The sequence below is a fragment of the Pseudomonas sp. LjRoot71 genome (assembly GCF_964253255.1).
Classification (GTDB): domain Bacteria; phylum Pseudomonadota; class Gammaproteobacteria; order Pseudomonadales; family Pseudomonadaceae; genus Aquipseudomonas.
Genome location: NZ_CAXURA020000001.1, coordinates 4,378,372 through 4,397,211, shown reverse-complemented (window position 1 = coordinate 4,397,211; position 18,840 = coordinate 4,378,372). Strand labels below are relative to the sequence as shown.

The 18,840-nt window shown below is 58.7% G+C and carries 18 protein-coding genes; 13 read left to right on the top strand and 5 right to left on the bottom strand.

Going from position 1 to position 18,840, the window contains the following annotated elements; translation table 11 throughout:
- Positions 1 to 27: 27 nt before the first annotated feature.
- Complete coding sequence (gene clpS / locus ACSQ17_RS20715; protein ID WP_436070379.1) at positions 28 to 390, bottom strand: ATP-dependent Clp protease adapter ClpS; 363 nt, start codon at positions 388 to 390, stop codon at positions 28 to 30.
- Between the two features lie 227 nt (positions 391 to 617).
- Between clpS and cspD the strand changes: the two genes are divergently transcribed.
- Entirely contained in the window at positions 618 to 881 is a 264-nt protein-coding gene (gene cspD / locus ACSQ17_RS20710) for a cold shock domain-containing protein CspD (protein WP_436070378.1), read from the top strand.
- An 80-nt stretch (positions 882 to 961) separates the two neighbouring features.
- Here cspD and icd read toward each other — a convergent pair whose 3' ends face one another.
- On the bottom strand, positions 962 to 2,218 hold the full coding sequence (gene icd / locus ACSQ17_RS20705) for an NADP-dependent isocitrate dehydrogenase (protein ID WP_090253672.1): 1,257 nt from the start codon (positions 2,216 to 2,218) through the stop codon (positions 962 to 964).
- Between the two features lie 325 nt (positions 2,219 to 2,543).
- Between icd and ACSQ17_RS20700 the strand changes: the two genes are divergently transcribed.
- The 12 genes from ACSQ17_RS20700 to ACSQ17_RS20645 all read left to right on the top strand — a co-directional run bounded on the left by ACSQ17_RS20700 (position 2,544) and on the right by ACSQ17_RS20645 (position 13,775).
- Complete coding sequence (locus ACSQ17_RS20700) at positions 2,544 to 2,984, top strand: NUDIX hydrolase (protein ID WP_436070377.1); 441 nt, start codon at positions 2,544 to 2,546, stop codon at positions 2,982 to 2,984.
- Positions 2,985 to 3,045: 61 nt separating this feature from the next.
- Positions 3,046 to 4,164 carry a tRNA 2-thiouridine(34) synthase MnmA gene (gene mnmA / locus ACSQ17_RS20695; protein WP_436070376.1) on the top strand — a complete coding sequence of 373 codons (1,119 nt, stop codon included), beginning with the start codon at positions 3,046 to 3,048 and terminating at the stop codon, positions 4,162 to 4,164.
- Positions 4,161 to 4,781 carry a high frequency lysogenization protein HflD gene (gene hflD / locus ACSQ17_RS20690; RefSeq protein WP_436070375.1) on the top strand — a complete coding sequence of 207 codons (621 nt, stop codon included), beginning with the start codon at positions 4,161 to 4,163 and terminating at the stop codon, positions 4,779 to 4,781. Before mnmA ends, hflD begins: the two co-directional genes overlap by 4 nt.
- A gap of 4 nt (positions 4,782 to 4,785) precedes the next feature.
- Positions 4,786 to 5,646, top strand: coding sequence for a DMT family transporter (locus ACSQ17_RS20685; protein WP_436070374.1), 861 nt, complete (start codon positions 4,786 to 4,788; stop codon positions 5,644 to 5,646).
- Between the two features lie 76 nt (positions 5,647 to 5,722).
- A complete protein-coding gene (gene purB / locus ACSQ17_RS20680) occupies positions 5,723 to 7,093 on the top strand; it encodes an adenylosuccinate lyase (RefSeq protein WP_436070373.1) in 1,371 nt (456 codons plus the stop codon).
- Positions 7,094 to 7,171: 78 nt separating this feature from the next.
- A complete protein-coding gene (locus ACSQ17_RS20675; RefSeq protein WP_436070372.1) occupies positions 7,172 to 8,338 on the top strand; it encodes a JmjC domain-containing protein in 1,167 nt (388 codons plus the stop codon).
- Positions 8,331 to 8,756, top strand: coding sequence for a GNAT family N-acetyltransferase (locus ACSQ17_RS20670; protein ID WP_090253657.1), 426 nt, complete (start codon positions 8,331 to 8,333; stop codon positions 8,754 to 8,756). The genes ACSQ17_RS20675 and ACSQ17_RS20670 overlap by 8 nt, the downstream gene beginning before the upstream one ends.
- Before the next feature lie 8 nt (positions 8,757 to 8,764).
- Positions 8,765 to 9,406 (top strand): histone acetyltransferase HPA2, encoded by a 642-nt coding sequence (locus tag ACSQ17_RS20665; protein WP_436070371.1) that lies wholly within the window; start codon positions 8,765 to 8,767, stop codon positions 9,404 to 9,406.
- On the top strand, positions 9,403 to 10,212 hold the full coding sequence (locus ACSQ17_RS20660) for a secretin N-terminal domain-containing protein (RefSeq protein ID WP_436070370.1): 810 nt from the start codon (positions 9,403 to 9,405) through the stop codon (positions 10,210 to 10,212). The genes ACSQ17_RS20665 and ACSQ17_RS20660 overlap by 4 nt, the downstream gene beginning before the upstream one ends.
- A 636-nt stretch (positions 10,213 to 10,848) precedes the next feature.
- A complete protein-coding gene (locus tag ACSQ17_RS20655; RefSeq protein ID WP_436070369.1) occupies positions 10,849 to 12,444 on the top strand; it encodes an isocitrate lyase in 1,596 nt (531 codons plus the stop codon).
- Between the two features lie 145 nt (positions 12,445 to 12,589).
- Positions 12,590 to 13,078, top strand: a complete 489-nt coding sequence (locus tag ACSQ17_RS20650) for a DUF4442 domain-containing protein (RefSeq protein ID WP_436070368.1) — start codon at positions 12,590 to 12,592, stop codon at positions 13,076 to 13,078.
- Positions 13,079 to 13,226: 148 nt separating this feature from the next.
- Positions 13,227 to 13,775, top strand: coding sequence for a hypothetical protein (locus ACSQ17_RS20645; RefSeq protein WP_436070367.1), 549 nt, complete (start codon positions 13,227 to 13,229; stop codon positions 13,773 to 13,775).
- Positions 13,776 to 13,811: 36 nt separating this feature from the next.
- Here ACSQ17_RS20645 and ACSQ17_RS20640 read toward each other — a convergent pair whose 3' ends face one another.
- The 3 genes from ACSQ17_RS20640 to ACSQ17_RS20630 all read right to left on the bottom strand — a co-directional run bounded on the left by ACSQ17_RS20640 (position 13,812) and on the right by ACSQ17_RS20630 (position 18,728).
- Positions 13,812 to 15,206: a pectin acetylesterase-family hydrolase gene (locus ACSQ17_RS20640; protein ID WP_436070366.1), complete on the bottom strand. Its 1,395-nt coding sequence runs from the start codon at positions 15,204 to 15,206 to the stop codon at positions 13,812 to 13,814.
- A gap of 404 nt (positions 15,207 to 15,610) precedes the next feature.
- Complete coding sequence (locus ACSQ17_RS20635) at positions 15,611 to 17,293, bottom strand: methyl-accepting chemotaxis protein (RefSeq protein WP_436070365.1); 1,683 nt, start codon at positions 17,291 to 17,293, stop codon at positions 15,611 to 15,613.
- A gap of 118 nt (positions 17,294 to 17,411) precedes the next feature.
- Complete coding sequence (locus ACSQ17_RS20630) at positions 17,412 to 18,728, bottom strand: Na+/H+ antiporter family protein (protein ID WP_436070364.1); 1,317 nt, start codon at positions 18,726 to 18,728, stop codon at positions 17,412 to 17,414.
- Positions 18,729 to 18,840: the final 112 nt, after the last annotated feature.

The window sequence follows — 18,840 nt, the reverse complement described above, 5'->3', positions numbered from 1 at the left end:
CTTCACCTCATGCCCAAGTGTCCGGCGTTAACCGTCTTTCTCTATTTCACAGAGTAGCGGATGCTTGCTCTCTCTCGCATATTGATTCACCTGTGTCGCTTTGGTTTCAGCAATATCGCGGGTAAACACGCCACACACTGCCCGCCCCTCTGTATGGACGGTCAGCATGATCTTGGTCGCCAGTTCTCGATTCAGGTTAAAGAACACCTCGAGCACCTCGACCACGAAATCCATGGGGGTGTAGTCATCGTTAAACAACACCACTTTATACATGGGGGGAGCCTGTAGAGCGGGCTTGGATTCCTGAACGGCCAGGCCGAAGGAATCGTCCTCATGCTCTGCAGGGCGATCCTGATTGAATGTTAGTCGAATCTGGCTACGTGCATGCATGCTGAAGAGCTTCGTTTAATGGGCGAATAGTCTGTGCTAGACAGAGTTTGAACGGCTTCTCAGCCAGTTACAGCATTGCCTTGACTATCGGCAAAACGGTGTTACAAACAATGAATACCCAGCGTGGGTATTAAGGGGTTTCACACGCAGGCCGCCTTGGCGAACTGAGTGTGGAATTGAAGTGGATGATACTCCAGTGATGGAGTCCTTTGCAGAGGGATATCAGCATGGTTAGCGGTAAGGTCAAGTGGTTCAACAACGCCAAAGGCTATGGGTTCATCCTGGCCGATGGTCGAGATGAGGACCTGTTCGCCCACTACTCGGCTATCCAGATGGACGGCTATAAAACGCTGAAGGCTGGCCAGCCGGTAAGCTTCGATATTATTCAAGGTCCAAAAGGACTCCACGCCGTAAACATCAGTGCGGCTACTGCCGCCAGTGAAGCGCCTGCCGCAGTCAAGCACAGCCAGGGCGTAACGGTTGAAGTCTGATTAAAGTCGCCTGGGCAGTTAATCGCCCACAAAAAAGGCCGGTCATTTGACCGGCCTTTCTTTATGCGCAGCTGATTGGCTTACATGTGCGAAATCAGTGCATCACCGAATGCCGAGCAGGACAGCAGCTTGGCACCGTCCATCAGGCGCTCGAAGTCATAGGTCACGGTCTTGGCACCGATGGCGCCGTTGGTGCCCTTGATGATCAGATCGGCCGCCTCGGTCCAGCCCATGTGGCGCAGCATCATTTCAGCGGAGAGAATCAGCGAACCTGGGTTCACCTGATCCTTACCAGCGTACTTCGGTGCAGTACCGTGGGTGGCTTCAAACATGGCAACGGTGTCAGACAGGTTGGCGCCCGGTGCGATGCCAATGCCGCCTACTTCAGCCGCCAGGGCGTCGGACAGGTAGTCGCCATTGAGGTTCAGGGTGGCAATCACGTCGTACTCGGCCGGACGCAGCAGAATCTGCTGCAGCATGGCGTCGGCGATGGCGTCCTTGACGATGACGTTCTTGCCGGTTTTCGGGTTCTTGAACTGCATCCAAGGACCGCCATCGAGTAGGGTCGCGCCGAACTCTTCAGCGGCAATTTCGTAGGCCCACTCTTTGAAGGCACCTTCGGTGAACTTCATGATGTTGCCTTTGTGCACGATGGTCAGCGAGTCGCGGTCGTTATCGACAACGTACTGCAGAGCCTTGCGTGCCAGGCGCTTGGTGCCTTCTTTGGAAACCGGCTTGACGCCGATACCGCAGTCCTGGTCGAAGCGAATCTTGGTAACACCCATTTCTTCTTTGAGGAACTTGATGACCTTGGTCGCTTCTGGCGAGCCGGCTTTCCACTCGATACCGGCGTAGATGTCTTCCGAGTTCTCGCGGAAGATAGTCATGTCGACATCGCCTGGCTTCTTCACCGGGCTTGGCACGCCTTCGAACCAACGCACTGGGCGCAGGCAAACGTACAGATCAAGCTGCTGACGCAGAGCTACGTTAAGGGAGCGAATACCGCCACCGACTGGAGTGGTCAGCGGGCCCTTGATGGAAACGACGTAGTCTTTGACCGCATCCAGGGTTTCCTGAGGCAGCCAGGTATCCTGATCGTAAACCTGAGTGGCTTTCTCGCCAGCGTAAACTTCCATCCAGGAGATCTTGCGCTCGCCGCCGTAGGCTTTCTGTACGGCAGCATCAACGACTTTGATCATGACCGGGCTGATATCGACACCGATACCATCACCTTCGATAAAGGGGATGATTGGATTGTTCGGTACGTTCAGGGATGTATCGGCATTGACGGTGATTTTGTCACCGGTGGCAGGCACCTGGATCTTTTGGTATCCCATGCTGGACTCCGTTGTTTTCGTGGTCTGGCATTCAGTCACGCAGATGACGTGCTGAATAGATCTTTTTGGGTCTCGGAAAGGCGAGTTATTTTTGTAGTTTTTCTACAGAAAGTCACGCACTTTATCCATTGAAAACATTGCACATGCGCGTTCTTGCGGGCGCCAGGCTAATCAGCAAAACGGCTTTGTAGTCAAACTACAAGTACGCTACACGACGTTTGCGGCAAGACGATTTCATCCTAGCAGCTCATTGCCCAATTGCTCCGGCTATCACCACAACCAGCGGCTGCGGCTATGATCACGCGCCTGCTCAAGGAGTTCCCTAATGCGCTTTACCCCGCACGTTACAGTCGCCACCGTGGTCGAGGACCAGGGACGGTTTCTGCTGGTTGAGGAAATGGCCGATAACCGCGCCGTATTTAATCAGCCTGCTGGCCACTTGGAAGCCGACGAAAGTCTGATACAGGCTGCACTGCGCGAAACCCTCGAAGAAACCGGCTGGGATATCGAGCTTACGGGCGTAGTCGGTATCTACCTGTACACCGCCCCCAGCAATGGCATCACCTACCAGCGCGTGTGTTTCGCCGGTAAAGCACTGCAGCACCACCCTGATCACCCGCTGGATGAGGGCATCATCGGCCCACGCTGGCTTACCCGCGACGAGCTGGCGGCAGAACCGGAGCGCTGGCGCAGCGAGCTGGTATTGCGCTGCATCGATGATTACCTGAGCGGCCAACACTTTGCCCTGAGCCTGATTCGCGATTAACGTCCAGGCCGCACGGCCTGATAGAATCGCCACCTTTCTTCAAGCCGTGCCCAGTATTCCCATGTCAGATCCAACTACCCAGCGCGTTATTGTCGGCATGTCCGGCGGTGTAGATTCGTCCGTTTCCGCCCTTCTGTTGCTTGAGCAGGGCTATCAGGTCGAAGGCCTGTTCATGAAGAACTGGGACGAGGACGACGGCACCGAATACTGCACCGCCATGGATGATCTGGCCGATGCACAGGCCGTGTGCGACAAGATCGGCATCAAGCTGCACACGGCCAATTTTGCCGCCGAATACTGGGACAATGTGTTCGAGCACTTCCTGGCCGAATACAAGGCTGGGCGCACGCCGAATCCAGATATCCTGTGTAACCGCGAAATCAAATTCAAAGCCTTTCTCGACTACGCCCTGATGCTCGGCGCCGACCTGATTGCCACCGGCCATTATGTACGTCGGCGTGATGTCGACGGGCGCACCGAGCTGCTAAAGGGCCTCGATCCAAACAAGGATCAGAGCTACTTCCTGCATGCGGTTGGCGGTGAGCAGATTGCCAAGACCCTTTTCCCGGTCGGTGAGCTGGAAAAGCCGGCGGTACGCGCAATTGCCGAGAAGTACCAGCTGGCCACAGCCAAGAAGAAGGACTCCACCGGCATCTGTTTTATCGGCGAACGGCGCTTCAGCGACTTCCTCAAACAGTACCTGCCCGCACAGCCCGGCAATATCGAAACCACCGAAGGTGAAATCATTGGCCGCCATCACGGCCTGATGTACCACACCATTGGTCAACGCCAGGGGTTGGGCATCGGCGGTTTGAAAGACGCCAGTGACGAGCCCTGGTACGTCCTGCACAAAGACCTGACCCGCAACGTGCTGGTGGTGGGTCAGGGTAATGAACATCCCTGGCTGTTCAGTCGTGCCCTGCTGGCCTCCGAGATCTACTGGGTCAACCCGATTGATCTGAGTACGCCACGCGCTTTGACCGCCAAGGTGCGTTATCGCCAGACTGATCAAGCCTGCACACTGGAAAAAACCGCCAGCGGCTATCGCGCCGTTTTTGCCGAACCCCAGCGTGCCGTAACGCCAGGCCAGTCGGTGGTGTTCTACGACGGTGACATCTGCCTGGGTGGCGGCGTGATTGAAAGCGCCGAGCCCTGGACTGCCCGGGAGCAGCAGGCGTGAATCCAATCCGCGAACAATTGATCGCCCTTGGCGCCGTATTCGAATCGGCCGTGCTGGTCGACAAACTGGCACGCACCGGTCAGGTCAGCGAAGCGGCTGTAGCCTGCATGATCAACAGCCTACTGGTGCGCGATCCTAAAGATACCCTGGACGTTTACGGCGGCGATGATCTCAACCTGCGTGATGGCTATCGTGCCCTGGTTGGCGCACTGGAGCGTGACCCCGCCAGTCTGCAGCGTGATCCGCTGCGCTACGCTCTGGCACTGCTGGCCCTGGAGCGGCAGCTGGACAAGCGCGGCGACATGCTGCAAGTGATGGGCAGCCGCCTTGACCAGGTGCAGCAGCAGGTCGAGCACTTTGGCCCCACCCATGAGAATGTAATCGCCAACTGTGGCGGACTGTACCAGGACACCATCAGCACCTTCCGTCAGCGCATCCAGGTGCAAGGCGATATGCGCCATCTGCAACAAAGCAACAATGCCGCCAAAATCCGTGCGCTACTGCTCGCCGGTATCCGTTCCGCACGCCTGTGGCGCCAACTGGGCGGTCATCGCTGGCAGATGGTGTTCAGTCGCGGCAAGCTGCTCAAGGAACTCTACCCACTGCTGCGGTCCTGAGCAGATGACCACCCGCGCGGTCAAACCACTGCAAGGCGCAGCCCTGCTGGCATTGTCTGCCCTGCTGTTTTCCCTGATGGGTGTTGGCATCCGCGAGGTGTCGGTCAGCGTCAACAACGAGTCGGTGGTGTTCTTTCGCAACCTGGTCGGTGTGCTGTTCTTTATGCCACTGGTCTTGCTCAAAGGGGTTGGCCCGCTCAAGACCACCCGCTTGAAGTCCCACCTGTGGCGCACCACCTACGGCCTGGCGGCGATGTATTGCTTCTTCTACGCCATTGCCCACCTGCCACTGGCCGACGCCATGCTGTTCACCTACTCGGCACCAGTGTTCACCCCTCTGATTGCCTGGTGGTGGCTCAAGGAGCCGCTCAGTAAGCGCATGTTGCTGACCACCGGCATCGGTCTGATTGGTGTACTGCTGGTGGCCAAACCCTCGGCTGCATTGCTCGACAGTCAAGCCCTGATCGGCCTCGCAGCCAGTGTGCTGGCTGCGTTCGCCTTTGTCTCGATCCGCGAAATGAGCGACACCGAACCGGCATTCCGCATCGTCTTCTACTTTTCCCTGTTCAGTGCCCTGATCTCGGCCATCCCGCTGACCTGGGCCTGGCAGCCAATGACTCAGCATGAGCTGGGCCTGCTGCTGGTGATCGGCCTGCTGGCCACCGCCAGCCAGATCATCATGTCCAAGGCTTACGGTCTGGCACCGCCCGGGCTGATCGGCCCCTTTGCCTACCTGGCGATTGTGTTCGCCGGACTGATTGCCTGGCTGCGCTGGGGTGAAACCCCGGATCTAACCTCGTTACTGGGCGCCGCACTGATTTTCAGTGCCAGCCTGCTGTCGATCAGTCGTCGCAAAGGCAGCTGAAGCAATCGCGGCCGGGCGTCGATTTCATGTATGATACGCGCCCTTTTCAATGCCCGATTGTCCGAGAACGCCTCCCATGCAGCTTTCTTCGCTCACCGCGGTTTCCCCCGTTGATGGCCGCTACGCCGGCAAAACCAGCGCTCTGCGCCCCATTTTCAGCGAATACGGCCTGATCCGTTTCCGCGTTCTGGTTGAAGTCCGCTGGCTGCAGCGCCTGGCCGCCCATGAAGGCGTAGCCGAAGTAGCACCCTTCTCCGCCGAAGCCAATGCCGTGCTCAATGAGCTGGCTGACAACTTCGCCGTCGAGCACGCCGAGCGCGTCAAAGAAATCGAGCGCACCACCAACCACGACGTCAAAGCCGTGGAATACCTGCTCAAGGAACAAGCTGCCAAGCTGCCTGAGCTGGACAAGGTCAGCGAGTTCATCCACTTCGCCTGCACCAGTGAAGACATCAACAACCTGTCCCACGCCCTGATGCTGCGCGCCGGCCGTGACGACGTGCTGCTGCCGCTGATGCGCCAAACCGCCGAAGCGATCCGCGAACTGGCAATCAAGTTCGCCGACGTGCCCATGCTCTCGCGCACCCACGGTCAGCCGGCATCGCCGACCACCCTGGGCAAGGAACTGGCCAACGTGGTTTATCGCCTGGAGCGCCAGATCGCTCAGGTTGCTGCGGTGCCGCTGCTGGGCAAGATCAATGGCGCAGTGGGCAACTATAACGCCCACCTGTCGGCCTACCCGCAGATCGATTGGGAAGCCAACGCCAAGCAATTTATCGAAGGTGACCTGGGGCTGCAGTTCAACCCCTACACCACGCAGATCGAGCCGCACGACTACATCGCCGAGTTGTTCGACGCCATTGCCCGCTTCAACACCATCCTGATCGACTTCGATCGTGATATCTGGGGCTACATCTCCCTGGGCTATTTCAAGCAGCGCACCATCGCGGGTGAAATCGGCTCCTCGACCATGCCGCACAAGGTCAACCCGATCGACTTCGAAAACTCCGAAGGCAACCTGGGGATCGCCAACGCGCTGTTCCAGCATTTGGCCAGCAAGCTGCCAATCTCACGCTGGCAGCGCGACCTGACCGACTCCACCGTGCTGCGCAACCTCGGTGTCGGCTTTGCCCACAGCGTTATTGCCTACGAAGCCAGTCTCAAGGGAATCAGCAAGTTGGAGCTCAATGCTCAACGTATTGCTGAAGACCTGGACGCCTGCTGGGAAGTGCTCGCCGAGCCGATCCAGACCGTGATGCGCCGTTACGCTATCGAAAACCCCTACGAGAAGCTCAAGGAGCTGACTCGCGGCAAGGGCATCAGCCCGGAAGCGCTACTGAGCTTTATCGATGGCCTGGACATGCCAGCCGCCGCCAAGGCCGAGCTCAAACTCCTGACTCCCGCCAGCTACATCGGCAACGCGGTCGCCCAGGCCAAGCGCATCTAACCGGCAACAGCCTCCCAGACGCCCGGCTGCGCCGGGCGTTTTTATTTATGGGTATTTACTGACTTCAAGGGCTTAGCGATGAATCCTGATACTCCGCTGCAACTATTGGGTGGCCTGACAGCCCGTGAGTTCATGCGTGACTACTGGCAGAAGAAACCACTGCTGGTGCGCCAGGCGATTCCTGGTTTTGAAAGCCCGATTTCCCCCGACGAGCTGGCGGGTCTGGCGCTTGAAGAAGAAGTCGAATCGCGCCTGGTTCTCGAACATGGTGCACACCCTTGGGAACTGCGCCGCGGCCCATTCGCCGAAGACGCGTTCGCCGAACTGCCCGAGCGCGACTGGACCCTGCTGGTGCAGGCGGTCGATCAGTTCGTCCCAGAAGTCGCCGAACTGCTGGAAGAGTTCAAGTTCCTGCCCAAGTGGCGTATCGATGACGTAATGATCAGCTTCGCCGTGCCGGGCGGCGGTGTGGGCCCGCATTACGACAACTACGATGTTTTTCTCCTGCAGGGTTACGGCAAACGCCGCTGGCAGATCGGCCAGCAGTGCACTACCGATAGCCCGATGCTGCAACACGCGGATCTGAAGATCCTCGCCGAATTCGTTAAAACTGAAGAATGGGTTCTGGAACCCGGCGACATGCTGTATCTGCCGCCGCTCCTGGCCCACTGTGGTACCGCTGAGGATGACTGTATGACGTATTCCGTAGGCTTCCGTGCGCCAAGCGCCGCTGAAGTCCTGACCCATTTCACCGACTTTCTCGGCCAGTTCCTGCCTGACGAAGAGCGCTACAGCGACGCTGACGCGCAACCGACCGATGACCCGACGCAGATTCAGCGCGACGCCCTGGATCGCCTCAAGGCGCTGCTCAACGAGCACATGAGCGATGAACGCCTGTTGATGACATGGTTCGGCCAGTTTATGACCGAGCCGAAATACCCGGAGCTGATTGCCGGCATCGAGATCGACGAAGAAACCTTCCTCGCCGGCCTCGAAGATGGCGCCATTTTGATCCGCAACCCCAGCGCGCGCATGGCCTGGTCGGAAGTTGGTGAAGACCTGGTGCTGTTCGCCAGTGGGCAAAGCCGCCTGCTTTCGGCCAGCCTGCGTGAACTGCTGAAACTGGTCTGCTCCGCCGACGCCCTGCACATCGAAAACCTCGGCGCATGGCTTGCCGATGACGAAGGGCGTAACCTGCTGGTTGAACTGGTCAAACAAGGCAGCCTGGAGTTTGCTGATGAGTGAGATACAGGTTCGCCTGGCCGACTGGCAGAAGGACAATGCTGACCTGCGGCGTATTCGCGAAACCGTGTTTATCGCTGAACAGGCCGTACCGCCGGAACTGGAGTGGGATGCCGAAGATGCCGATGCTGTGCATTTTCTCGCCCTGGAAGGTGATTACCCGATTGGTACGGCTCGCCTGCTGCCGGATGGGCATATTGGCCGGGTTTCCGTGCTCAAGGACTGGCGCGGCCTGAATGTGGGCGTCGCGTTGATCCAGGCGGTGATTGCGGAAGCGGAAAAACGCGGCCTGACGCAACAAATGCTCAGTGCCCAGGTGCACGCCACGGCCTTCTATGAAAAGCTCGGGTTTGCCATCGTTAGTGGTGAATACCTCGACGCCGGCATCCCTCACGTAGACATGGTGCGACATAGCGCCTAGAGGCCAGGATGAACGACGAAAACGCCCCGAATGACCTGCCCGAGCAACAGAAGCCCATTGAGCTTCCTGCCATCGAGTTCGAGTCACCGGGGCGTTTTGCTGTGCACAACCCGCAAAGCCTGACACCGGACAGTCCGCAGGCCGAACCGGCACCGTATGTTCTGGGTGCTCATGCCGCACTGGAGCGCTTCAGCCAACCGGAACAGGCCCGCGCTCATGCACTGGCGCTGCTGCAACAGGCCCAGCGCAGCCTGTGCATCTACAGCCATGACCTGGAGCCCTGGCTCTATCACCACAGCAGCGTGCAGGACGCCTGCACCCGTTTTCTGTTGGCCAACCCCCGTAACCAGCTGCGTATCCTGCTGCGCGACCCCGCCCGTGCGGTCAAGGAAGGTCACCGCCTGCTCGGCCTGTCGCGCCGCCTGTCGAGCAATATGCAGATTCGCAAGCTGCACCCGGACTACCCTAATGAAGAACTGGCGTTTCTGCTGGCCGATGACCGTGGTTTGCTGCTGTTGCCCGAGCTTGGCCAAGCCAGTGGTTATGCCCTGTACCAAGACCCCGGTCGCAACCGTCAGCGCCGCGTACAGTTCGACCAGGCCTGGGACACCAGCATCACCGACGCTGACTTACGGAGTTTTTTGCTATGAAGGTTCGCGCCCTGCTCGCCGCCGCCCTGTTCAGTTTCAGCCTGTCAGCTGGCGCAGCCACCGAGGTGATTCCCCTCAACTACCGCACAGCGGATGAAGTGCTGTCAGTGGTGCAATCCGTACTGGGCCACGAAGGCCGCGTGAATGCCTATGGCAATCAATTGATCGTCAATGCTGACCCGGCCAAGATCCAGGAAGTGCGCACCCTGCTGCAACAACTGGACACCATGCCGCGCCGCCTGCTGATCAGCGTCGACACCAACGAGTCGGGTTATCAGACCGACCGGGGCTATCGCGCCGATGGCAGCATCAGTGCCGGCAATGGCGAAATCCAGATCGGCCAAGGCGAAATCAATGGACGCGATCAGGTGCGCATCATCCGTCGCAGCACCGATAGTCGCAGCGGCGGCACCCAACAGGTGCAGGCCACCGAAGGCTATCCAGCACTGATTCAGGTGGGCCAGAGCGTACCCCTGACGACACGTGGCCGGGATGTCTACGGCCAGCCCTACAGCAACACCCAATACCGCAACGTCACGCGTGGGTTCTATGTGACCGCCAGCCTCAGCGGGGAGATGGTGCACATCAACATCAGCAGCAACCGCGACCGCCTCAGCCAGACCCAGCCTGGCGCCATTGACGTGCAGAGTACCGATACCCGAGTCAGCGGCCGGGTCGGTGAATGGATCAGCATCGGCGGGGTCAGCGAACAGAGCCAGGGCGAGCAAGGCGACTTCCTCCAGCACCGCTCGACCCAAGGCCGTGAAGACATGAGCATGCGGGTCAAGGTCGACGTGGTGCAGTAAGCCACTTCCAGCACCTGGCGCTGCCGTAGGGGTTTTGCAGGCAGCGCCAGGTAACCGCTCATCGCCTTGTACCTGCCAGGTAGTGCCTAAACCGCAACAGAGAAACCGCCAGCGCCGCCGCAATCCGCCGGATAGAGCCACGCAGCCTGACTCATTGGTCGCTTTACAACTTATGTAGTAGTCATTCAAAAAGCACTACAAAATAATTGACGAACACTTTTGGCGAAGGCATCATGGCCCCGCTCCCGCTAATCAGAGGTCTGAAAAGCCCTCCGAATCGCGCTCCAACTTACCGTCAGAGCCGATTTGCGTTGTAAAGCCCACAAGGCCGTTCGATGAGATTGCGACTGGAACGAAGTTGTCCTGAGGGACGGGGAAGCGTTTAGCAACAGTGCGCATCACGCCACAGCAGGTTGAGTCGTCCAACGGCACTTTTGAGCCGGTAAACGCCAAATGACCCGATCATTTGCAACCCCTGCAGCCGCGACCTGTTGAGCTCGTCACCCTCCTCCCGGATCAACTCCGTCTCAAGTCGACTTCTCGACGTTCTGCAGTGAGCTACAACAACCTCCGGCAACACAGGTGTTCAGTGGGGAAGTCGGTGCTCAACCAAACACATACTTTGAAGGATTGACCATGTCAGCTTATCAAAACGACATCAAAGCCGTAGCCGCCCTTAAAGCCGCCGCTGGCAGCAGCTGGAGCGCTATTGACCCTGAGTCCGTGGCCCGCATGCGCGCCCAGAACCGCTTCAAAACCGGTCTGGAAATCGCTCAGTACACTGCCGACATCATGCGCAAAGACATGGCCGAGTACGATGCTGACTCCTCCGTCTACACCCAGTCTCTGGGCTGCTGGCATGGTTTCATCGGTCAGCAGAAGCTGATTTCGATCAAGAAGCACCTGAAGACCACCAACAAGCGCTACCTCTACCTGTCGGGCTGGATGGTTGCTGCTCTGCGTTCGGATTTCGGTCCGCTGCCGGATCAGTCCATGCACGAGAAAACCTCGGTTTCCGGTCTGATCGAAGAGCTGTACACCTTCCTGCGCCAGGCTGACGCCCGTGAGCTGGACCTGCTGTTCACCGCTCTGGACGCTGCCCGCGCTGCTGGCGACAAAGTCAAAGCAGACGAAATCCAGGCTCAGATCGACGGCTACGAAACTCACGTCGTACCAATCATCGCCGACATCGACGCTGGTTTCGGTAACCCGGAAGCCACCTACCTGCTGGCCAAGAAGATGATCGAAGCGGGTGCTTGCTGCATCCAGATCGAAAACCAGGTTTCCGACGAGAAGCAGTGCGGCCACCAGGACGGTAAAGTGACCGTTCCTCACGCCGACTTCCTGGCCAAGATCAACGCTGTTCGCTACGCATTCCTCGAGCTGGGTATCGACAACGGCGTAATCGTTGCGCGTACCGACTCCCTGGGTGCTGGCCTGACCAAGCAAATCGCCGTGACCAAAGAGCCGGGCGACCTGGGCGATCTGTACAACTCCTTCCTGGATTGTGAAGAAATCTCCGAAGCCGAACTGGGCAACGGCGATGTAGTAATCAAGCGTGAAGGCAAGCTGCTGCGTCCTAAGCGTCTGCCGTCCAACCTGTTCCAGTTCCGCGCTGGCACCGGTGAAGCACGCTGCGTACTGGACAGCATCACTTCGCTGCAGAACGGCGCTGACATGCTGTGGATCGAAACCGAGAAGCCACACGTCGGCCAGATCAAAGGCATGGTTGATGAAATCCGTAAGGTCATCCCGAACGCCAAGCTGGTTTACAACAACAGCCCATCGTTCAACTGGACCCTGAACTTCCGTCAGCAGGCTTACGATGCATTCGTAGCCGAAGGCAAGGACGTTTCCGCCTACGACCGCGCCCAACTGATGAGCGTCGAGTACGACGAAACCGAACTGGCTCAGGTTGCTGACGAGCGTATCCGCACCTTCCAACGTGACGGTTCTGCTCAGGCAGGTATCTTCCACCACCTGATCACTCTGCCGACTTACCACACCGCCGCGCTGTCCACCGACAACCTGGCCAAAGGTTACTTCGCAGACCAAGGCATGCTGGCTTACGTGAAAGGCGTTCAGCGTCAGGAAATCCGTCAAGGTATCGCCTGCGTTAAGCACCAGAACATGTCCGGTTCCGACATCGGCGACGCTCACAAAGAGTACTTCGCTGGTGAAGCAGCCCTGAAAGCCGGCGGTAAAGACAACACCATGAACCAGTTCCACTAAGAACCGGCTCACTCGACCGAGGCCACGATCAAGGTCGAGGGTGTTGAGAAAACCCCAGCAGAAATGCTGGGGTTTTTTTATGCCTCCCCTTTATAACGGTCTTAGTCTCTAATCAACCGCCCTGCTCTGCCTACCGGAGATCGCCATGCCCAGTAACCGCTTAAGCCGCATCGTCAGCAAGATCCACACACTGCCCAACGCCTTGCACAGCCCAGCCATGTCGCTGTTGTTTGGTTCCCAGGTGAAGTTCGCCGGCACCGCCAAGGTGCGCGTGCATACGCTGACCGAGCAGCGCGCGGTGATGAGCATCGCCAACAAGCGCAAGGTGCAGAACCACATCAAAGGCGTGCATGCCGCCGCCATGGCATTGCTGGCCGAGTCTGCTACGGGCTTTCTGGTCGGGATGAACGTGCCGGACGACAAACTGCCGCTGATCAAAAGCCTCAAGGTCGACTACTTGAAGCGCGCCACCGGCAGCCTGCGTGCCGAAGCCAGTCTGACGCCCGAGCAGATAAACGCGATTCATACCCAGGACAAAGGCGAAGTGTTGGTCGCAGTGACGGTGACTGACGAAGTCGGCATTCAGCCGATCCAGTGCGAAATGCTCTGGGCCTGGGTCAGCAAAAAGCGCTAAGTGCAGTCTGGACTAAGCTGAAAACGCCGCACGCTGCGGCGTCATTCAGGAGAAGCCGGTGCAGGGAAAACCTCTTTTAATTGGCGGCGGGCTCGTGCTGATTGCAGTGTTTGGCACGCTCTACTGGCGTCTACAGAACGAGCCGCAAATGATTGCGCCAACCAGTCAGGCCGATAGCCCAGCAGACGTGGTTGCGGGTGATAGCCCCGTCACGTCGATCCCCACTGAGGCGCAGTTGCAAGCGCTATTGCAAAACCCTGCGGTAAAAAATCAGGAGCAACGCCTGGCATTTCATCAGGCCTACCGCAGCTTTGTGAGCGGCGCCGCCGAGTTATCGCCCGCACAGCGTGAAAGCCAGGCGCAGGCCTTGCGTGAGCAGATCGAGACTTACGAACAACGCAGTGAACTGGCCATGAGCGAATCGCTGTTGCTACAGCTGGGGCTGATTCAGCTGACCACCGACGATGAACAGGCGCAGAAAGATCAGGCCACGGCCCTGGTCGCCCGCTACAAGGCAATAAGCGCCGAGCGCGAAGCCAAGTCCGCGACACCCAGCGCCGAATTTCAGCGTTATAAAGTCGATGAAAAACGCATCGTCGAGGAGGTCCTGAGCATGGACAGCATCCCCGATGGCCTGAGCCGTGACGAATACCTGCGCCAACGCCTGCAACAGGCACGTGAGCAGCACTATCAATAGCCCGACCTGAGCTAGCTGCTCAGGTCGGGCTCGGCATTACAGCAGTTGGTCGAGCGCGTAGTACAGCAGGTTGAAGGGTTTGTTGCGGTCGGCGGTGTCGCTCAGCTCGGACGCATCGAGCACCGGGCCACTGCCATTCATCACGTTGTTAACGAAGTCATCCAGCTGCAGGTTCTGCTCCTGAATATCTGCATTGGCAAACTCGATAATGCTGGTGCAATGGCTTTCATTGACCGCGCGGTACTGCGGAAAGTAACCGCCCACATTTGGCAGATTGGCCAACTCATTGCGCAGCCGCCCGGTATCCACCGCCCACTTGGCCTGAATCAGCGCCTCCTTGGCGGCCTGGTTCGGTGCATTGATGATCTCCGGATAGAAGCGCTCGTAGGAATAGGACGAATAGTTGAGGTCCTTCCAGAAGTGCGTGTGGCCCATGCGGTCGCCCACCAGGTTGCTCGACAGCGCCGGGTAGAGAGTCCCGAGGTTATTCAGATTGAGCCCTGGCAGCCGCGCTTGCAGGTACGGCAATGGCCCGGCATCCAGGCCCCAGGCATTGCGGATAAAGCTCTGCAACGGCAAGGACGGATAGGTCTCATTGCCCGCGCCACTGATGGCCGAGAAGACCGGGCCCGAGTCATTGATCAGGAAGCTGCGCGTCGGCGCGATGTCCTGACGCGTCGGGGCATAGTTGGTCAGGCTGCCGGCACCGCCAGCGCTGCATCCAGTGGTCAGCATCTGCGTAGGCCGCGGCAGGTTGTCCTTGAGCCAGCCAACCACCGCACGCATGTTGCGCAGGCCATTGTGATGCCAGATCAGCGGCTGCTGCTGGTTCTGCGGATCCTGATAGACCGCCACCTTGTCGCCGGAATAGATATCACCCGTGCAGTACGGGACGTAAACCATGTTCCAGCTCTGGGTTTTCACCCGCGTCCAGGGGTGCAGACGCACTACAAACGGGCTGACCAGACTGGCACCGGGATTGAGCAGGCTCATGTAATCGTTGGGAATCCCGGCCGGGTTACGTGCGCCACGAATGCCGCTCTGCCCGGTGCAACTGGCGTAATCCCAGCAGGCGCCGCCACCCTCCAGGTAAATGATGGTGTTGCGGGTGTTGGGAACCCGGTTGATGAAGAACTTGTAAGGAGAGCCGTTGCCGCACACGGCTCCGGTCTGCGGAGCCATCCGCACCGTTTGCCAGGCGTAGTAGTTGGCCGGTTTGAAGCCGCTGTTGAACCCTGACGGGTTGGCCAGCAGTGGGTACGGGCCAACCCGTTGTGCCGGCGTCACCTTGTTGTCAGCCGCAGGTGCCGACACCAGATTGCTCAGGGTTTGCCAAAAATTGTAATCACCCTCCTCGGCCTGCACAGACATGACCAAGGCTGAAACCAGCAGCGGCGCAACACAGCGCCGAAATGCGATCGCTACAGACATGTTGAGTCCCTCATCTTGTTGTTATCGATGGGGCCGCATACCCGAGCCGCTGTACGAATCACCTCCAGTTGTACCCAGAAACCTTCCACCACCCACTGGAGACTGCTCATACACACCGCCGTAGCAGCAGTAACTGCGCGTACCCAAAGCTGTCGCCCTGGCAGCAGCAACAGGCTGGCCTGGCGATTCATGCACGCTAGTACAAGAAACTCCCAGCAACCACAGCACTAAATACTTATTGGATATAGCGCAGTAGGTTTTAAGTTGTTGCCGTTATCTGCAGCACAGCGTCAACGCACAGCTGCGGGCATACCTGCACAACGCTTGTCATGCGCCGCACGAGCGATGTTTGGGCAATAAAAAAGGGAAGCCAGGCTTCCCTTTCGATGTTGCAGCGGCAAGTGCTAGATGCGGAACTGACGCACCAGAGCCCCCAGACGTTCCCCCAGCCCAGCCAGGTTGCGCGCGGTCTGAGCCCCTTGCTGGGTTTCATCCGCCACGCTGTCCACCACTACGGCAATCTTGTGCACGCTGCGGTTGATCTCTTCGGCTACTGCGGTCTGCTCTTCGGCCGCGCTGGCGATCTGCGCGTTCATCGCGTTGATGGTGCCGATCAGCTGGGCAATCGCATCCAACGACGTACCAGCACGGTTGGCCTGTTCACTGGTGACATCACCGGCATCACTGGAACGGCGCATCGAGGTCACCGCATCCTGAGTGCCTTTTTGCAGACGGTCGATCATCCCCTGAATTTCCTGGGTACTTTGTTGCGTGCGGCTGGCCAGGGCACGAACCTCATCAGCGACCACGGCAAAACCGCGTCCGGCCTCACCGGCACGCGCCGCTTCGATAGCCGCGTTGAGGGCCAGCAGGTTGGTCTGCTCGGCAATTGAGCGGATTACATCCAGCACACTGACAATCGACGACACGTCCTTTTGCAGGGTATCGAGGGACAGACCGCTGTCGCGAATGTCCTGCACCAGGGTGTGAATGCGCGCAATGCTGCCATCGACCACCTGCTTCGCCGCCTGCCCTTCGGTGTCGGTCTTCTGCGCGGCCTCTGCTGCGCCCTGGGCGCTTTGCGCCACTTCATGGGCGGCAGCCGACATCTCGTTGATAGCGGTTGCGACCTGATCCGTCTCGTGGCGCTGACGCTCCATGGCCTGCTCCGAGCGCTGCGCCTGGGCGGACACCTGATTGACCAGTTCGGTCAGTTGGCCGGTCATATCAACGATCTGCCGCACCAGGCCGTGAATCTTCTCGACAAAGCGGTTGAACGAGCCGGCCAACTGGCCCAGTTCGTCATCGCCATTGATCGGCAGACGGCGGGTCAGGTCGCCTTCACCCGCAGCAATATCGTCCAGGTTGTCCTTGATCTGCTGCAACGGGCGCAGGAAGGTGTTGCTCAGCACAACCCCAGCGACGCCGAAAATTACCAGCAGTACGACTGCCACCACCATGATGCTGGTGATGATGGTGCTGATGCGTTTGTCGATCTCACTCTGTACCTGGACGATCTGCGCTTCGATGCCATCCAGATTGATGGCCGTGCCCAGCGCCATGTCCCATTTCGGCAGGTAATAGCTGTAAGCCATTTTCGGCACCAACACCGAATCATCCGTGGGCAATGGCGAGCTGTAGTTCAGGTAGTAGCTGTTGTTCTTGGCGACATTCACCAGTTCACGGTTGATGTACACACCGTTCGGGTCACGACGATCGGCCAGGCTCTTGCCCACATCCACCGGGCTGTCGCCGCGGAACAGCCGCACCACATTTGAATCGTGGCCAAAGAAGTAACCGTCCTTGCCGAATTTGATTTTCGACAGAATGGCGATGGCCTGCTCACGGCTGGCCATATCGCCTTGCCCGGCAGCGTCATACAAGGACTGCACCGAACCTAGGGCGATCTGCACGTAATGCTGCAGCTCGTTACGGCTTTCCTGCAGCAGCCGCTCGCGGGTTTCCTCGACTTCCTGGGCTGCCAGGTTCTGCAGCACCCTGGCGGCGGCGCCACTGAGGACCACCGCAAACAACACCACGGGAATCAGTGCCAACAACACGACTTTTGCTTTTAATGTAAGACGCATCATGCCAATCCTTGCTCAGCGATAGTGCGGAATAAAAACGGGGCTAACCGTTGATCGGCAGCCCCGCTAAAAGGTTGAGCACCTGTACGAATCTGTCGTCAGGCACCCACTGCGGCGGTCAGATCACCATAGCTGCTGCCCAACCGAATACCAGCAGTGGCAGGTTGTAGTGCAGGAAGGTCGGCACCACGCTGTCCCAGATATGGTTGTGCTGACCATCGACGTTGAGGCCAGCAGTAGGCCCCAGAGTCGAATCGGAGGCAGGTGAGCCCGCATCGCCGAGGGCACCGGCAGTGCCGACGATCGACAGAATGGCCAACGGGCTGAAACCCAGTTGCATGCCCAGCGGTACGAAGATCGCAGCGATGATCGGTACGGTCGAGAACGACGAGCCAATGCCCATGGTCACCAGCAGACCAACCAGCAGCATCAGCAGTGCGCCAAGCGCCTTGTTATTGCCGATCAGGGCCGCAGAGCTGTCGACCAGGCTTTTAACCTCACCGGTGGCCTTCATCACTTCGGCAAAACCGGCGGCGGCCAGCATGATAAAGCCGATCATGGCCATCATCTTCATGCCTTCGGTGAACAGGCCGTCAGCCTCTTTCCAGCGCACCACACCGGACACCGAGAAGATGATGAAGCCAACCAGGGCACCGATAATCATCGAGTCCAGCCACAGCTGCACGACAAACGCCGCGACAATCGCCACACCGGCCACCAACAGGCTCAACGGGTTGTAGGCAACGTCGACGCGCTCCACCTGCTCGATCTTGCTCAGGTCATATGTACGCTTTTTGCGGTAGCTGAACAGCGCCACCACTAAACCGAACAGCATGCCCAGTGCAGGAATGGTCATGGCCTTGGTCACATCCAGGCCTGCGGTATCCACACCGGCACTGGCGACGTTGGCCAACAGAATGTCATTCAGAAATATCCCGCCAAAACCCACCGGCAGGAACATATACGGGGTAATCAGGCCGAAGGTCAGCACACAGGCTATCAGGCGACGGTCCAGTTGCAGCTTGCTCAGCACATACAGCAGCGGCGGCACCAGCAGCGGAATAAAGGCAATGTGGATCGGCAGGATGTTCTGCGAAGAAATCGCCACAACCAGCAACAGACCAATCAGCAGCCACTTGAGCAGGCCAGCACCTTTGGCGTCCTGTTTACCCACCATGGCCAGGGCCTTGTCCGCCAGCGCGTGGGCCAGCCCGGACTTGGCAATCGCCACGGCAAAGGCGCCCAGCAAGGCGTAGGACAGCGCCACAGTAGCACCACCGCCCAGGCCTTTATTGAAGGCCGCCAGCGAACCTTCAATACCCAGGCCGCCGAGCAGGCCGCCGGCCAGCGCGCCGACAATCAAGGCCACCACCACATGTACACGGCACAAGCTGAGGATCAACATGATCCCCACTGCCGCAACGACTGCGTTCATCGATTTACTCCCGCTAATAAAGAGGTCCGCGAAGGTTTCGACCTTCTCTGGATGCTGCGCCGGTTCGGCGAAGGGCGCGTACTCTGCACAATGCTGACTGACCTGTCAAAAA

Bases quoted from the DNA above. Each gene is read 5' to 3' on its own strand.
- clpS (WP_436070379.1), bottom strand. From the start codon at position 390: ATGCATGCACGTAGCCAGATTCGACTAACATTCAATCAGGATCGCCCT.
- cspD (WP_436070378.1), top strand. From the start codon at position 618: ATGGTTAGCGGTAAGGTCAAGTGGTTCAACAACGCCAAAGGCTATGGG.
- icd (WP_090253672.1), bottom strand. From the start codon at position 2,218: ATGGGATACCAAAAGATCCAGGTGCCTGCCACCGGTGACAAAATCACC.
- ACSQ17_RS20700 (WP_436070377.1), top strand. From the start codon at position 2,544: ATGCGCTTTACCCCGCACGTTACAGTCGCCACCGTGGTCGAGGACCAG.
- mnmA (WP_436070376.1), top strand. From the start codon at position 3,046: ATGTCAGATCCAACTACCCAGCGCGTTATTGTCGGCATGTCCGGCGGT.
- ACSQ17_RS20685 (WP_436070374.1), top strand. From the start codon at position 4,786: ATGACCACCCGCGCGGTCAAACCACTGCAAGGCGCAGCCCTGCTGGCA.
- purB (WP_436070373.1), top strand. From the start codon at position 5,723: ATGCAGCTTTCTTCGCTCACCGCGGTTTCCCCCGTTGATGGCCGCTAC.
- ACSQ17_RS20675 (WP_436070372.1), top strand. From the start codon at position 7,172: ATGAATCCTGATACTCCGCTGCAACTATTGGGTGGCCTGACAGCCCGT.
- ACSQ17_RS20670 (WP_090253657.1), top strand. From the start codon at position 8,331: ATGAGTGAGATACAGGTTCGCCTGGCCGACTGGCAGAAGGACAATGCT.
- ACSQ17_RS20665 (WP_436070371.1), top strand. From the start codon at position 8,765: ATGAACGACGAAAACGCCCCGAATGACCTGCCCGAGCAACAGAAGCCC.
- ACSQ17_RS20660 (WP_436070370.1), top strand. From the start codon at position 9,403: ATGAAGGTTCGCGCCCTGCTCGCCGCCGCCCTGTTCAGTTTCAGCCTG.
- ACSQ17_RS20655 (WP_436070369.1), top strand. From the start codon at position 10,849: ATGTCAGCTTATCAAAACGACATCAAAGCCGTAGCCGCCCTTAAAGCC.
- ACSQ17_RS20650 (WP_436070368.1), top strand. From the start codon at position 12,590: ATGCCCAGTAACCGCTTAAGCCGCATCGTCAGCAAGATCCACACACTG.
- ACSQ17_RS20645 (WP_436070367.1), top strand. From the start codon at position 13,227: ATGATTGCGCCAACCAGTCAGGCCGATAGCCCAGCAGACGTGGTTGCG.
- ACSQ17_RS20640 (WP_436070366.1), bottom strand. From the start codon at position 15,206: ATGTCTGTAGCGATCGCATTTCGGCGCTGTGTTGCGCCGCTGCTGGTT.
- ACSQ17_RS20635 (WP_436070365.1), bottom strand. From the start codon at position 17,293: ATGCGTCTTACATTAAAAGCAAAAGTCGTGTTGTTGGCACTGATTCCC.
- ACSQ17_RS20630 (WP_436070364.1), bottom strand. From the start codon at position 18,728: ATGAACGCAGTCGTTGCGGCAGTGGGGATCATGTTGATCCTCAGCTTG.